The organism is Mycolicibacterium novocastrense, from assembly GCF_001499835.1.
Classification (GTDB): Bacteria; Actinomycetota; Actinomycetes; order Mycobacteriales; family Mycobacteriaceae; genus Mycobacterium; species Mycobacterium novocastrense.
Genome location: NZ_LQIH01000066.1, coordinates 36,806 through 51,387, shown reverse-complemented (window position 1 = coordinate 51,387; position 14,582 = coordinate 36,806). Strand labels below are relative to the sequence as shown.

Sequence of the window (14,582 nt, the reverse complement as noted above, 5' to 3'; positions counted from 1 at the left end):
GACAGCCCTACCGTACGACGGAGTGCTAACTTTTGCAAGCACTCGTTAGCGCAGGTCAGAATATAAGTTGGGCTACGGAATAGATGACCAGGCCCGCCAGCGCGCCGACCACGGTTCCGTTGATCCGGATGAATTGCAGATCGCGTCCGACGTGGAGTTCGATGCGGCGGCTGGCCTCGTCGGCGTCCCACCGCTCGATGGTTTCGGTGATGATCGCGGTGATCTCCACCCCGTACTGGGCGACCAGGTGCTGGGCCGCCCGGATGATCCAGTTGTCCACCTTGTCGCGCAGGTCGGCGTCGTCGCGCAACGACTCCCCGATGAGCATCACGGAGTCCGCGATCCGCGTGCGCAGCGTCGATGAGGGGTCGTCGACCGACTCGAACAGGATGCGCTTGGCCGCCGTCCAGGCCGTCTCCGCCGCGCGGGTGACTTCGTCGCGGGCCATGACCTGTTCCTTGACGTTCTCGGCGCGATCGATGGTCGCCTGATCGTGCTGGAGGTCGTCGGCGAACTCGAACAGGAACCGGGTCGCCGACCGCCGCAGTTCGTGGTCCGGGTTGCGGCGCACCTTGTCGGTGAAGTCCATCAACTCGCGATGGATGCGGTCGCCGACGAGGTGGTCCACCCAGCGGGGGGACCAGGTGGGCGAATCGCGTTCGATCACCCGGTCGATCACGGGCCCGGCGTTCAGCGACCACTGGAAGGCGCGGTCGGCCAGCAATTGCAACAGGGCCTCCTGCCGGTGTTCGGCCAGCAGCGTGGCCAGCACGCGACCGATCGGCGGACCCCACTGCGGTTCGGCGATGCGCTTGACGATCATCCGGTCGAGCACCTGCTGCACATCCTCGTCGCGCAGCATCTCCACGAGAACCCGCAGCACCGTGGCGGTCTCGGCGGCAACGCGTTCGGCGTGCGAGCGTTCGGAGAGCCACTTTCCCAGCCGCCCGGCCACCTCGGCGTTGCGCAGCTTGGCCGACACGACTTCGGGAGACAGGAAGTTCTCGCGGACGAAGGTGCCGAGGCCCTCGCCGAGTTGGTCCTTCTTGCGCTTGATGATCGCGGTGTGCGGGATCGGGATGCCGAGCGGGTGTTTGAACAGCGCGGTGACCGCGAACCAGTCCGCGAGCGCGCCGACCATGCCGGCCTCGGCGGCAGCGCGCACATAGCCCACCCAGGCCGGCGCATCACCGGTGGACTGGACCCATGTGCAGACCAGGAAGACGACCGAGGCGCCGATGAGGAAGCTCAGCGCGACGACCTTCATGCGCCGCAGCGAGCGGCGGCGCTCCGCATCGCCGACGGAATCCGCCCCGGCCAGGGACTCGGCGAAGCTTCTCCGCGGAGCGGATGTCGCCGCCGGGGCGCCTCGCCCGGCGCTCGGTCTGTGTGCCACTCCACCATCATCCGCTACGACGTGCGGCACCTCGGTCCGACAACCCGCGGTGTCAAGATCAGCCGTACTATCAAGGGGAACTACGGAACGGATCACGGGGATAGTGGCACAACAGTCCGAAGCGATCGCGGTCAAAACAGACGGCCGCAAGCGGCGTTGGCACAAGCACAAGGTGGAGCGCCGCAACGAGCTGGTGGATGGCACCCTGGAGGCGATCCGCCGCCTCGGTAGCGGCGTCAGCATGGACGAGATCGCGGCCGAGATCGGCGTCTCCAAGACCGTGTTGTATCGCTACTTCGTCGACAAGAACGACCTCACGACCGCGGTGATGATGCGGTTCGCGCAGACCACACTGATCCCCAACATGGCCGCGGCGCTGTCGTCGAACCTGGACGGCTACGAGCTGACCCGCGAAGTCATCCGGGTCTACGTCGAGACGGTGGCCGCCGAACCCGAGCCCTATCAGTTTGTGATGGCCAACAACTCGGCGAGCAGGAGCCGCGCGGTCGCAACGTCCGAGCAGATCATCGCCCGCATGCTGGCGGTGATGCTGCGACGCCGGATGCAGGAGGCCGGAATGGACACCGGCGGTGTCGAGCCGTGGGCTTACCACACCGTCGGCGGTGTCCAGCTGGCCACGCACTCGTGGATGTCGAATCGGCGCATGAGCTCCGACGAGCTGATCGACTACCTGACCATGCTGTCGTGGAATGCGTTGTGCGGCATCGTCGAAGTGGGCGGCTCACTCGAGGCGTTCCGTAGCCGGCCACACCCGTCGCCGGTGCTGCCGCCGACGCAAGTCGACCAGTGAGCTCGGACCCGGCCACCTCGGCCATCGCCGACGCGGTGCGGTATCGGCACGGCGACAAGGTGGCCGATCTGAACACTTCTGCGACACCGGGTTTCGACGGCTCCAAGGCTGACGCGGCACCGGTGCAAGCGGCCCGCAGCAGCCGCCTCGCCGAACTGCAGGAGATGCTCTACGCCAGTTCCAAGGGCCGTGACGACGCCCGCTCGGTCCTGCTGGTGCTACAGGGCATGGATGCCGCGGGCAAGGGTGGGATCGTCAAACATGTTGTCGGCGCCGTCAATCCGATGGGCGTGCGCTACACCGCGTTCGGCAAGCCGACGTCGGAGGAGTTGGCGCACCACTTCCTGTGGCGCATCAGGCGCGCATTGCCGCCGCCGGGACACATCGGCGTCTTCGACCGGTCGCATTATGAGGATGTGCTGATCGTTCGAGTGCACAACCTGGTGCCGCCGGAGGTGTGGGGGGCGCGCTACGACGAGATCAACGCCTTCGAGCGCGAACTCGTCGATGGGGGAACGACTCTGGTGAAGGTCGCGATGTTCATCTCGCTCGAGGAGCAGAAAAAGCAGCTACTGGAACGCCTCGACGACCCCACGAAATACTGGAAGTACAACCCGGGCGACATCGACGAGCGGCTCGAGTGGCCCCGGTATCAGGAGGCTTACCAGGCGGTCCTGGACCGCACGTCGACGGACTATGCGCCATGGCATGTGGTGCCCTGCGATCGGCGATGGTACGGACGGCTGGCCGTCACCGAACTGCTGATCGGAGCGCTCGAGGGTCTTGACTTGTCGTATCCGCCTGCCGATTTCGATGTCGAGGCCGAGCGCAAGCGGCTCCTCTCGTCTTAGCGCCGAGACTGCGGTTTCTGACGAATTTCGGCCGATTCCTGTCATAAACCGCAGTCTCGTGGAACCGTTTGGGGGCTTGGCGCATCTAACTGGATATGGACCGTCTCATCGTGGGCAGCGACGCACTCACGGCTGGCATCGTGACACGTCACGACCTGCGCACCAAATACTTCAAGGTGCACCACAACGTATACGCGCCGACGGGAATGGAACTCGACGCGAAAGACCGCGCCGTCGCAGCTTGGCTCTGGTCTCGCGGACAAGCGACACTATTCGGCCATTCGGCCGCGGCGATGTTCGGAACTCGCTGACTACCGCCCGACAGACCGGCGGAACTGGCACGTATACGGCATCGATCTCCGCGCGCAATCGTCATCTACAGTGGGACGCTCGCCGATGACGAGGTCTGCCTGCGAGGTGGTTTCGACTGTACGACACCCGCTCGCACGGCTTATGACCTAGGCCGGCGCGTGCCGGGGGATCTGGGGATCATGCGAATCGACGCCGTGCTCAACGCGACCGGGTGCACCATCGCCGAAGTGCAGGGCATCGCGAACCGCTATCCCGGCGCACGGGGCATCCGTGAACTGCGCGCGACGTTGGATCTCGTCGATGGCGGCGCGGAATCGCCGAAAGAGACCGAGCTTCGCCTGCTGCTCGTCCGTGCCGGGTTGCCTCGCCCGGCCACGCAGATTCGCGTTGGCAATCGCCGAATCGATATGGGCTGGCGCCATCCGAAAGTGGGCGTCGAGTACGACGGAGTGCAGCATTGGACGAGTCCCGACATTCACGCCGGCGACATCGAACGGCTGGAGTTCTTGGCGGCGCAAGGCTGGCTCATCGTGCGGGTCAGCGCGCGTCACCTACGGTGTCGACGAGCAGAGATAGTGCGCCGGGTATGCGAGGCGCTCAGGAGCCGCGGCTGCCCCGTTTGATGGTGTGCGCTCGGCGCTAGTAGCTGTAGAAGCCCTGGCCTGACTTCTTGCCGAGCTGACCCGCCTCGACCATCCGCAGCAGCAGCGGCGGCGGGGCGTAATGCGGATCCTTGAGTTCGTCGAACATCGAGTCCGCGATCAGCTTCATGGTGTCCAGGCCAATCAGATCCGAAAGCCGCAGCGGCCCCATCGGATGCGAGAGCCCGGCCACGATCGCCTTGTCGACGTCCTCGACCGTGGCGACGCCCGCCTCCACCATCCGGATCGCCGAGAGCAGGTAGGGCACCAGCAGCGCATTGACGACGAACCCGGAGCGGTCGCTGCATCGCACCACCTGCTTGCCGAGCACCTCGCCGGCGAACTGTTCGGTCCGTGCGAGCGCCTCCTCCGAGGTCACCAGCGTGTTGACGAGTTCGACCAGCGGCAGCACGGGCACCGGGTTGAAGAAGTGCAGGCCCAGTACCCGGCTCGGATTCTTCGTTGCCGCAGCGATTTTCATGATCGGGATGCTCGACGTGTTGGACGCGAGGACCGCATCGGGGTCGGTGATGATCTCGTCGAGCTGTGCGAAGATCTTGCCCTTGACCGTCTCGTCTTCGACGACGGCCTCGATCACGAGCTGACGGTCGGCCAGGTCGGCCACGGTGGTGGTGTAGGACAACCGCGCCAAGGTGGCGTCGCGGTCACTCTCGGAGAGCTTGCCCTTGTCGGCCGCCCGCTCCAACGATCCGGTGATCCGCTTGCGCCCCGCCTCGACGAGTTCCTCGGACGGCTCGTAGACGATGACGTTGGCGCCGGCTTTCGCGGCGACTTCCGCGATACCGCTGCCCATCTGCCCGGCGCCGACCACGCCGACTCGCTCAATGCTCACTTGTGTCCTCTCCACAACATCAGGCCCCGCCCAATATAAGGACGGGGCCTGATGACAAGCCGTTGGGCCTCGTGAGCCTACTGGGCTTGGTCTGGTGCGGCGATCAGTGGAACTGACCCTCTTCGGTCGAACCCTTCAGCGCGGTGGTCGAGCTGTTCGGGTCCACCGTCGTGGCGATCCGGTCGAAGTAGCCGGCGCCGACCTCACGCTGGTGCTTGGTCGCCGTGTAACCGCGCTCCTCGGCGGCGAACTCGCGCTCCTGCAGCTCGACGTAGGCCGACATCTGGTTGCGGGCGTAGCCGTAAGCCAGGTCGAACATCGAGTAGTTCAGCGCGTGGAAGCCGGCCAGGGTGATGAACTGGAACTTGAAGCCCATCGCGCCCAGCTCCTTCTGGAACTTCGCGATCGTCGCGTCGTCGAGGTGCTTCTTCCAGTTGAAGGACGGCGAGCAGTTGTAGGCCAGCATCTGGTCCGGGAACTCGGCCTGCACGCCCTCGGCGAACTTCTTGGCGAGCTCGAGATCGGGGGTGCCGGTCTCCATCCAGATCAGGTCGGCGTACGGCGCGTACGCCTTGGCGCGCGCGATGCACGGCTCGATGCCGTTCTTCACGCGGTAGAAGCCTTCCTTGGTCCGCTCACCGGTGATGAACGGCTGGTCGCGCTCGTCGACGTCGGAGGTGATCAAGGTCGCCGCCTCGGCGTCGGTGCGGGCGATCACCACGGTCGGGACATCGGCGACGTCGGCGGCCAGGCGCGCCGAAGTCAGGGTGCGGATGTGCTGCTGGGTCGGGATCAGCACCTTGCCGCCGAGGTGGCCGCACTTCTTCTCCGACGCCAGCTGATCCTCCCAGTGCGAACCCGCGACACCGGCGGCGATCATCGCCTTCTGCAGCTCGTAGACGTTGAGCGCGCCGCCGAAGCCGGCCTCACCGTCGGCGACGATCGGCACCAGCCAGTTCTCCACCGAGGTGTCGCCCTCGACCTTGGCGATCTCGTCGGCGCGCAGCAGCGCGTTGTTGATGCGCCGCACCACCTGCGGCACCGAGTTGGCCGGGTACAGGCTCTGGTCGGGATACGTGTGGCCGGACAGGTTCGCGTCACCGGCGACCTGCCAGCCGGACAGGTAGATGGCCTTCAACCCGGCGCGGACCTGCTGGACGGCCATGTTGCCGGTCAGCGCGCCGAGCGCGTTGACGAACTCCATGTCGTGCAGCTGGTTCCACAGGATCTCCGCCCCGCGCTTGGCCAGCGTGGACTCCTCGACGACGGTGCCCTGCAGCGCGACGACGTCGGCTGCGGAGTAGTCGCGGGTCACGTTCTTCCAGCGGGGATTGGTGTCCCAGTCGCGCTGGATTTCCTCGGCGCTCTTCGGCTTGCCCACGGTTGACATGGCGCTCCTTCGATCTGTTCACTATCGCTGCGGCGCGGCCGGCATACCCGGCTTGTTAACGCCCAAACGGTTTTGCGGTTTGGCTACTACGAGAATGCCTCAGTCCATTAGCGCAGGTCCAGCCGTTTCGAATGCCAACTTTCGCCAACCCACGGCCGGAGTTTGCAAATTTTGCGAAGAACAGCGACCGCTTGACCGGTTCAGAAGTTACCGAGGAGTAGCGGATAGTCGCAGGTCAGTACGCCCGTACTGTTAAACGGGCGATGATCAGAGATTGAAGATCGATGCGACGGCCTTGGCCTCGTCGCCGACCGCATATGTGAGCGTTGTAACAGTACGGTCCGTCAGCTCCGGGCCGAATTTGTCCGTCGAACCCGGCGGATAGGTGTGGCTGAGGATCTCCATCTTGTCGCCAAGGGCCACCGCGGCGTCGTGTTCGATCGTCGCGCGCAACGGGTACCGCGCCAACTCGGGATGGTGGTGCAGGTAGTCCTCGATCACCGACCAGTACACCGCGTTGTTCATGTGGTCGAAGATGTCGATGTCGCTGACCCGTGTGGGAAACTCGCGGATCTCGTCGGCGTCCTCGCGGCTGCCGGCCGACAGGTAGGCCTTCCACCGCAGCCGGTCGACGTCGGTCGTGCGCCGCAACCCCTCGAGGAAGTCATCGGATATGCGCGCCGGTCCCTGCGTCTCGCGATTGATGTTGATCCAGAACGCCTCGGATTCGATCAGGCCGCCCTTTCGCCCGTCGATGCGTACCCGCATCTCGCACCACCGGTTCGACGTGCCCGAACACCAACGGCGCAACCGCAGGATGTCTTGGAACTCGATCGGGCGAATCATGTCGATCATCGTGCGGCGCACGATCCACAGCGGATGGGTCTCCTGGAAACCCAGTTGGCGCAGCTGGTCGGATCCGATGTCCTGGATGTGACGCGTCGCGGCGTCGAATTTGAGCCGGCCTTCGCGGTCCACGTCGGCGACCCGCAGCGGCCATTCGATGTCGAAGACGTCGGGGTGCGGGTCAGGGACGGGCATCATGGTCTTGGCCAGCCCGTGCGCTGAGCTCGCGCCCGATCCCCGCTTCGTACTCACGCCCGCCGATCCTGCCACAGCGGCCGATCTGCCAACAATGCGAAGACAACCTTTGCATCGTTGCTACGCTGGTTGACGTGGCGAAAACGTTTGTCGGCTCACGGGTTCGGCAACTTCGCAGCGAGCGCGGGTTCAGCCAGGCGGCGCTCGCCCAGATGCTCGACATCTCGCCGAGCTACCTCAACCAGATCGAGCACGACGTGCGGCCGCTGACCGTGGCCGTCCTGCTGCGCATCACCGAGGTGTTCGGGGTCGACGCGACATTCTTCGCCTCCGAGGACGACACCCGTCTGGTCGCGGAGCTTCGCGAAGTCACCCTCGACCGTGACCTCGATATCGACGTCGATCTGGCCGAAATCGCGGATATGGTGGCCGCGCACCCCAATCTGGCCCGCGCGATGGTCAACCTGCACCGGCGCTACCAGCTGACCACCACCCGGCTGGCGGCGGCCACCGAGGACAGGTTCGCCGCAGGCGGCGGCTTCAGTTCGGGTTCGGGCGCGATCACCATGCCGCACGAGGAGGTACGCGACTACTTCTACGACCGCCAGAACTATCTGCACGAACTCGATACCGCGGCCGAAGACCTCACCACCCGCATGCGGATGCACCGCTCGGAGCTCGCGCGCCAACTGTCGGACCGACTGACGATGGTGCACGGCGTGCGCATCGTGCACCGCATGGACCTCGGGGAATCGGTTTTGCACCGCTACGACCCCGAGAGGAAGACCCTCGAGCTCAACAACCATCTCTCGTCCGGGCAGACCGTGTTCAAGATGGCCGTCGAACTGGCGTATCTGGAATTCGGCGGCCTCATCGACAAGCTCGTCGACGAGGGCAAGTTCACCAGCGACGAGTCGACGCGGCTGGCGCGACTGGGCCTGGCCAACTACTTCGCCGCCGCAATGGTGTTGCCGTACGCGCAGTTTCACGATGTCGCGGAGAACTTCCGCTACGACGTCGAGCGGCTCTCAGGGTTCTACTCGGTGAGCTACGAGACGATCGCCCACCGGCTGTCGACACTGCAGCGGCCGTCGATGCGCGGTGTGCCGCTGTCCTTCGTACGTGTCGATCGCGCCGGCAACATGTCAAAGCGCCAGTCCGCCACCGGTTTCCACTTCTCCTCCAGCGGAGGAACCTGCCCGCTCTGGAACGTCTACGAGACGTTCGCCAACCCCGGCAAGATCTTGGTGCAGGTCGCTCAGATGCCCGACGGGCGCAACTACCTGTGGGTGGCCCGCACCGTCGAGCGGCGCGCGCAGCGCTACGGCCAGCCCGGTAAGACGTTCGCGATCGGCCTGGGCTGCGAGCTGCGCCACGCGCATCGCCTGGTGTATTCGGAGGGGCTCGACCTGTCCGGGGAGGTGTCGACGCCGATCGGCGCCGGTTGCCGGGTATGCGAACGCGACAATTGCCCGCAACGCGCCTTCCCCGCGCTCGGCCGTGCCCTCGACATCAACGAGCACCGCAGCACCGTCTCGCCCTACCTGGTACGTCGACCCTGATGACAGGTCCACACGTAGACTCGCTGTGATGAGCGCACCCGAGTCGGCACGTATCGCGCCAGGTGGATTCAAGGAACTCGGCCCGGTGAACTGGGCCATCGCCAAGCTCGGCGCCCGCGCGATCAGGGCGCCCCGGTTCAGCCTCTTCAATGTGCTTGGCCAACACCGGCTTCTGTTCCTGGCGTGGTTGCCGTACAGCGGCGTGCTGCTCGGCATGCTGAGTAAACTGTCGGTGCAGGACGCCGAGACCGTCATCCTGCGCGTGGGGCATCTGCGCGACTGCGAGTACGAACTGCAGCAGCACCGCCGCCTGGCCCGTACCCGCGGGATCGGCCCGGACGTCCAGAAGAAGATCTTCGAGGGCCCCGACGCCGACGGGTTGACCGACCGCCAGCGCGCGCTGATCACCGCCACCGACGAGTTCGTCGTGACCCGCGGCGTCTCACCCGAGACGTGGGCCGTGTTGACGCGGCACCTGACCAAACCGCAGCTGATCGAGTTCTGCATGCTGGCCGCGCAGTACGACGGGCTGGCGGCAACGATCACCACTTTGAAAGTGCCGCTGGACTTTCCGGACTAGAGGTACGTGATCCCCAGCACGATCAGCGACAGCAGCACCGGGGAGACCGGCAGCGCGCACAGGAACGCCGCCCACACCTCGCTCCTGCGCTGATACGCCCGCCAGCCCAGCCAGCCGACCGCGCCGCCCACGACGAACGACACCGCGGCCACCACGAGCACCCAGGTGCTGACGTTCGACGTCGAGGTGGCGAAGGAGATTCCGGCCAGCCAGAGGATATGGCCGATCACCAAGCCGCCGATGCCGGCGACCCACAATGCCCTCGCCGTGCTGGATGTCTGGACCACGCTGCTGTGTCGACCCCGGCTCAGAAGTTGATCATGTGGCCGAGCAGCCCGTGGAAGCATTCCTGCAGGGCTTCGGACATGGTCGGGTGCGTGTGCACGTTGCGCGCGAGTTCGGTTGCGGTGAGGTCCCACTTCTGGGCCAGCGTCAGCTCGGGCAGCAGTTCGGAGACGTCGTGGCCGATCAGGTGGCCGCCGATCAACTCGCCGTACTTGCCGTCGGCGATCAGCTTGACGAAGCCGCTGGGATCGCCCGCACCGTGCGCCTTGGCGTTGGCGGTGAACGGGAACTTGGCGACCTTGACGTCGTAACCCTCTTCGCGGGCCTGCTCCTCGGTGAGCCCGAAGCTGGCGACCTGCGGCTGACAGAACGTCGCCCGCGGCAGCATCCGGTAGTCCCCGAGCGGCAGAGTCTCTGCGCCGGCGATGGTTTCGGCGGCGATGACACCCTGCGCCTCGGCCACGTGCGCCAACTGCAACTTACCGGTCACGTCGCCGATCGCGTAGATGTGCGGCACGCTGGTGCGCATGTAGTCGTCGATGTCGATCGCTTTGCGCTCGGTGATCCCGACGCCCGTGTTGTCCAGCCCGTAGCCCTCCAGGTTGGGCGCGAAACCGATTGCCTGGAGCACCTTTTCGGCCTTTATGTCCTCCGACTTGCCGTCCTTGCTCACGGACACGGTGACCTCGTCACCGCTGTCTTTGATCGATTCCACCTTGGTTCCGGTCAACACCTTGACGCCCAGTTTCTTGAACTGCTTCTCGATCTCCTTGGAGACCTCGGCGTCCTCGTTGGGCAGCGCGCGGGGCAGGAACTCGACGATCGTGACGTCGACGCCGTAGTTCTTCATCACGTAGCCGAACTCCATGCCGATGGCACCGGCGCCGGCGATGACGATCGAGGACGGCAGCTCGCGCGTCATGATGAGTTCTTCGTAGGTGACCACGTTTTCGGACAGCGACGTGCCGGGAACCAGACGGGTGCTGCTGCCGGTGGCGATGATGATGTTGTCGAATTCGACCGTCTCGGTGCCGCCTTCGTTCAGGTCGACCTCGAGCGTGTGATCGTCTTTGAACTTGCCGTAGCCGTGGATCTCGGTGATCTTGTTCTTCTTCATCAGATAGTGCACACCGGCGACGCGGCCGTCGGCGATCTTGCGGCTGCGGTCGAAGGCGGCGCCGTAGTCGAACGTCGCCTCCCCGTTGATGCCGAACTGCTTGGCTTCCTTGGTGAAGATGTGCGCGAGCTCGGCATTGCGCAGCAGCGCCTTGGACGGGATGCACCCGACGTTGAGGCAGACGCCGCCCCAGTACTTGGGTTCGACGATGGCGGTGTTCAGTCCGAGCTGCGCGGCACGGATGGCCGCGACGTACCCGCCGGGACCTGCTCCGAGAACGACGACGTCATAGTGGGTCACGCCCCCACACTAATGGGCGTCGGCGAACGGTCCGCCATGTCCTGCGGGATCGCGTTGGATCGGCTGGGGCCACGGCGCCGGGCGCGGACGTTGACGCACCTGCAGCGGCCACCAGAACCATCGTCCGAGCAGCGTGGCCACCGACGGCGTCATCAATCCCCTGATCACGAACGTGTCGAACATCAGGCCCAGGGCGATGGTGGTGCCGACCTGGCCGATGACGATCAGGTCGCTGACCGCCATCGTGGCCATGGTGAAGGCGAACACCAGCCCGGCGGCCGTGACGACGGGACCGCTGCCTGCCATGGCGCGGATGGTGCCGGTGCGCAGCCCCGCGTGCACTTCCTCCTTCATCCTCGACACCAGCAGCAGGTTGTAGTCCGCGCCGACGGCCACCAGCACGATGATCGCCATCGGCAGGACCATCCAGTGCAGGGGGATGCCGACGATGTGCTGCCACAGCACCACTGACATCCCGAATGCGGTGCCCAGGCTGAGCGCCACGGTTCCGACGATGACCAGGGCGGCGACCAGCGCTCGGGTGATGACCATCATGATGACGAGGATCAGCAGGAGCGCCGCCGTGACCGCGATCAGCAGGTCGTAGTCGGCGCCCTGCTGCATGTCGTCGAACATCGCCGCGGCGCCGCCGACGTAGATCCACGACCCTTCCAGCGGTGTGCCCTTGATCGCCGCGGCCGCGGCCTTCTTGAGCGGTTCGATCCGCGAAATGCCTTCCTCGGTCAGCGGATCGCCCTGGTGGATGATCGTGAACCGGACGGCGTGTCCGTCCGGCGACATCATCAGGTCCATACCGCGGATGAAGTCGGCGTTGGTGAACGCTTCCGGCGGGACGTAGAAGGAATCGTCGTTGAGGGCTTCGTCGAACGCCTCCCCCATCGCCGCGCTGTCCTCCTGCTGTTCCATGGTCTGGTCCTGCTGCGCCTTCTGGACCTGATATTGGTTCAGCATCATCTGGCGCTGGTTCTTCATCGACTGAATCATCCCGGGCATCACCGCGGTCATCTCCAGCGTCAGGTCGGCCATCCGGTTGATGTCAGGAACCATGGCCTGGAAGTCGTCGGACATGGTCGAGATGCCGTCGAGGCTATTGAAGATGGAACGCAGCGACCAGCAGACCGGGATGTTGAAACAGTGTGGCTCCCAGTAGAAGTAGTTGCGCATCGGGCGGAAGAAGTCATCGAAATTGGCGATGTTGTCGCGCACTTCCTGCACCGTCAGCGAGGTGTCGGTCATCTTGTCGGCCATACTTCGCGACACCACCGACAGCTCGCGGGTGATCGCGTTCATCTTCTCCATCGACTCGATGGTGTGCGCCATCTCGTCGGCCTGGGCCATGATGTTGTCGATGACGCCCTGTTGGTAGTCGTTGGACATCAGCTGGCCGACGCCCTGCTGGCCGATCATGTAGGGGATCGTCGTGTGTTCGATCGGTTTGCCGTCGGGTCGGGTGATGGCCTGCACCTGGGCGATTCCCTCAACCTTGGCCAGGGCCTTCGCGATCTTGTCGATCATCAGGAACCCCGCCGGGTTGCGCAGGTCCCGGTCGGTCTCGACCATCAGCACATCCGGGTTCATCCGGGCCTCGGAGAAGTGCCGGGTCGCGGCCGCGTAACCGATGTTGGCCGAGATGTCGTCGGGCAGATACAGCCGGTCGTTGTAGCTCGTGTGGTAGCTGGGCAGCGCGAGCAAGCCGACCAGGCACGCCGCGACAGCCACCACCACGAACGCACCCGGCCAGCGGACGGTCGAGGTGCCGATCCGCCGCCACGCCCGGGCCGAGGACTGGGTCCTGGGTTCGAGAATGCGGCCGAACCGGCTGACCACCGAGATCAGCGCGGGACCGAACGTCAAGGCCACCACGATGCCGAACACCATCGCCGCGCCCATCGGATAGCCCATGCTCTGGAAGTAGGGCAGTCGGGTGAAGTTCAGGCAGAAGGTGGCTCCCGCGATGGTCAACCCGGACGCCGCCACGACGTGGGCGGTTCCGTGAAACATCGTGTAGTACGCCGATTCTCGGTCCTCACCGGATCGGCGTGCCTCCTGGTACCGGCCGACCAGGAAGATTCCGTAGTCGACCGCGGTGGCGATGGTCAAGGTGACCACCAGGTTCGTGGCGAAGGTCGTCAGGCCAAAGACGTTGTGGTAGCCCAAAAATGAGATCAACCCGCGCGCGCCCAGCAGGCCCATCGCCAGCATGCTGAGCAGCACCAGTGTCGTGGCGACGGACCGGTAGATCACCAACAGCATGACGACGATGACGCCGAACGTGAGCAACTCGATGGTCCGCATGCTCTTGTCGCCGACGGCGTTCTGGTCCGTCGTCGTCGCCGCGGCCCCGGTGACGTAAACCCCGACACCGGGGGGTGTCGGGTGTTTGGCGACGATGTCGCGCACGGCGCGCACCGACTCGTTGGCCAATCTCTCGCCCTGATCGCCGGCGATGTACACCTGGGTGTAGGCGGCCTTACCGTCGACGCTTTGGGCGCCCGCCGCGGTGAACGAGTCGGACCACAGATCCTGCACATACTGCACGTGTGCGGTGTCGGCGCGCAGGTCACGCACCATCTGTTCGTAGAACTCGAGCGCTTCGACGCCCAGCTTCTTCTCGCCCTCGAGCACGACCATGACCGAGCTGCTGGTGTCGTATTCCTCGAACGTGGTGCCGACGCGCTTCATCGCGATCATCGACGGCGCATCCTGCGGGCTCATCGACACCGCGCGCTGCTTGCCGACCACTTCCAGCTGCGGCACCGCGGTGTTGAGGAAGCCGATGATGACGACCCAACCCACGATGATCGGCAGAGCGAAAAGGCGGATCAACCGCGGAAGCCACGGACGTTTCGGCCGGGCGATCGGGCTGGGGTTCGTCGGCGCGTCGTCGACCGATGTGCTCATGCGGATTTCACCAGACAAAAGGTCTGAGCGTTCACACCCTGAGCCGTCTTCTCATCCTTGAGCTCGTCGTCCACGGTGATCCGGCAGCCGATGGACTGGCCGTCGGTCTGGGCGATGACGTTCGGTGCTACCGACGGCGCTGTGGTCTGCAACGTCAGCGACCACGGCAGGCTCACGCTTCCCGCGCGCACAGGCTTGCCGTCCAGGTCCAGGTAGTTGACCACGGCGGTGCCCGAACCGAACACCTCGTAGGTCACGACCTTCGGGATGAACTTCTCCGCGGTGTCGGCACCGATCGGAGTCTTCAGGGCGGGCTCGGCACCGAAGACACCCCGGAAGTTCGACACGGCGAGCACGCCCGCGGATACGGCGATCACGATCATGGTCGGGAGCCAGAGACGCGTGAGAAGCTTCATGACCGCAGCGCCAACGGGTCGGCACCAGCGCGTACCAGTAGTGCGTGAACTCGATCGACGGGAGTCAATGTGCGGGCCTTCCGGCGTTGTGACGACCCCGGGCTC

11 protein-coding genes and 2 pseudogenes are annotated in these 14,582 nt (G+C 65.2%); 5 read left to right on the top strand and 8 right to left on the bottom strand.

The genetic code is table 11. From position 1 onward, the window contains the following. Window positions 1-55: 55 nt before the first annotated feature. Window positions 56-1,396 (bottom strand): DUF445 domain-containing protein, encoded by a 1,341-nt coding sequence (locus AU072_RS26600; protein WP_064416535.1) that lies wholly within the window; start codon window positions 1,394-1,396, stop codon window positions 56-58. Between the two features lie 103 nt (window positions 1,397-1,499). Between AU072_RS26600 and AU072_RS26595 the strand changes: the two genes are divergently transcribed. The 3 genes and pseudogenes from AU072_RS26595 (at window position 1,500) to AU072_RS26585 (ending at window position 3,993) form a co-directional block, all read left to right on the top strand. Continuing rightward, a complete protein-coding gene (locus AU072_RS26595) occupies window positions 1,500-2,207 on the top strand; it encodes a TetR/AcrR family transcriptional regulator (protein WP_064416534.1) in 708 nt (235 codons plus the stop codon). Beyond that, a complete protein-coding gene (locus AU072_RS26590) occupies window positions 2,204-3,058 on the top strand; it encodes a polyphosphate kinase 2 family protein (protein WP_064416533.1) in 855 nt (284 codons plus the stop codon). The genes AU072_RS26595 and AU072_RS26590 overlap by 4 nt, the downstream gene beginning before the upstream one ends. A 95-nt stretch (window positions 3,059-3,153) precedes the next feature. After that, window positions 3,154-3,993: pseudogene (locus AU072_RS26585) on the top strand (endonuclease domain-containing protein). Between the two features lie 16 nt (window positions 3,994-4,009). On the opposite strand, the pseudogene AU072_RS26580 reads toward AU072_RS26585, so the two are convergent. From AU072_RS26580 to AU072_RS26570, 3 genes and pseudogenes are all read right to left on the bottom strand, one after another. After that, a pseudogene (locus AU072_RS26580) lies at window positions 4,010-4,885 on the bottom strand (3-hydroxybutyryl-CoA dehydrogenase); the annotation flags it as partial. 82 nt (window positions 4,886-4,967) lie between these two features. Next, entirely contained in the window at window positions 4,968-6,254 is a 1,287-nt protein-coding gene (aceA, locus tag AU072_RS26575; RefSeq protein ID WP_064416531.1) for an isocitrate lyase, read from the bottom strand. A gap of 267 nt (window positions 6,255-6,521) precedes the next feature. Further along, on the bottom strand, window positions 6,522-7,298 hold the full coding sequence (locus tag AU072_RS26570; RefSeq protein WP_064416659.1) for an acyl-[acyl-carrier-protein] thioesterase: 777 nt from the start codon (window positions 7,296-7,298) through the stop codon (window positions 6,522-6,524). 131 nt (window positions 7,299-7,429) lie between these two features. On the opposite strand from AU072_RS26570, the gene ramB reads away from it, so the two are divergent. Both ramB and AU072_RS26560 read left to right on the top strand, forming a co-directional pair. Further along, window positions 7,430-8,857, top strand: coding sequence for an acetate metabolism transcriptional regulator RamB (ramB, locus tag AU072_RS26565; RefSeq protein WP_064416530.1), 1,428 nt, complete (start codon window positions 7,430-7,432; stop codon window positions 8,855-8,857). A gap of 28 nt (window positions 8,858-8,885) precedes the next feature. Beyond that, window positions 8,886-9,437 carry a carboxymuconolactone decarboxylase family protein gene (locus AU072_RS26560; RefSeq protein WP_064416529.1) on the top strand — a complete coding sequence of 184 codons (552 nt, stop codon included), beginning with the start codon at window positions 8,886-8,888 and terminating at the stop codon, window positions 9,435-9,437. Here AU072_RS26560 and AU072_RS26555 read toward each other — a convergent pair. Genes AU072_RS26555 through AU072_RS26540 form a run of 4 tightly spaced genes read right to left on the bottom strand, consistent with a single transcriptional unit; the run spans window position 9,434 to window position 14,477 of the window. Further along, a complete protein-coding gene (locus tag AU072_RS26555) occupies window positions 9,434-9,724 on the bottom strand; it encodes a hypothetical protein (protein ID WP_082680703.1) in 291 nt (96 codons plus the stop codon). The genes AU072_RS26560 and AU072_RS26555 overlap by 4 nt on opposite strands. Window positions 9,725-9,744: 20 nt before the next feature. Beyond that, on the bottom strand, window positions 9,745-11,139 hold the full coding sequence (gene lpdA / locus AU072_RS26550) for a dihydrolipoyl dehydrogenase (protein ID WP_064416528.1): 1,395 nt from the start codon (window positions 11,137-11,139) through the stop codon (window positions 9,745-9,747). A gap of 9 nt (window positions 11,140-11,148) precedes the next feature. Next, the gene (locus AU072_RS26545; protein WP_064416527.1) at window positions 11,149-14,061 is read right to left on the bottom strand and encodes an MMPL/RND family transporter; all 2,913 of its coding nucleotides are present in this window, start codon (window positions 14,059-14,061) and stop codon (window positions 11,149-11,151) included. After that, window positions 14,058-14,477: an MmpS family transport accessory protein gene (locus tag AU072_RS26540; RefSeq protein ID WP_064416526.1), complete on the bottom strand. Its 420-nt coding sequence runs from the start codon at window positions 14,475-14,477 to the stop codon at window positions 14,058-14,060. The genes AU072_RS26545 and AU072_RS26540 overlap by 4 nt, the downstream gene beginning before the upstream one ends. Window positions 14,478-14,582: the final 105 nt, after the last annotated feature.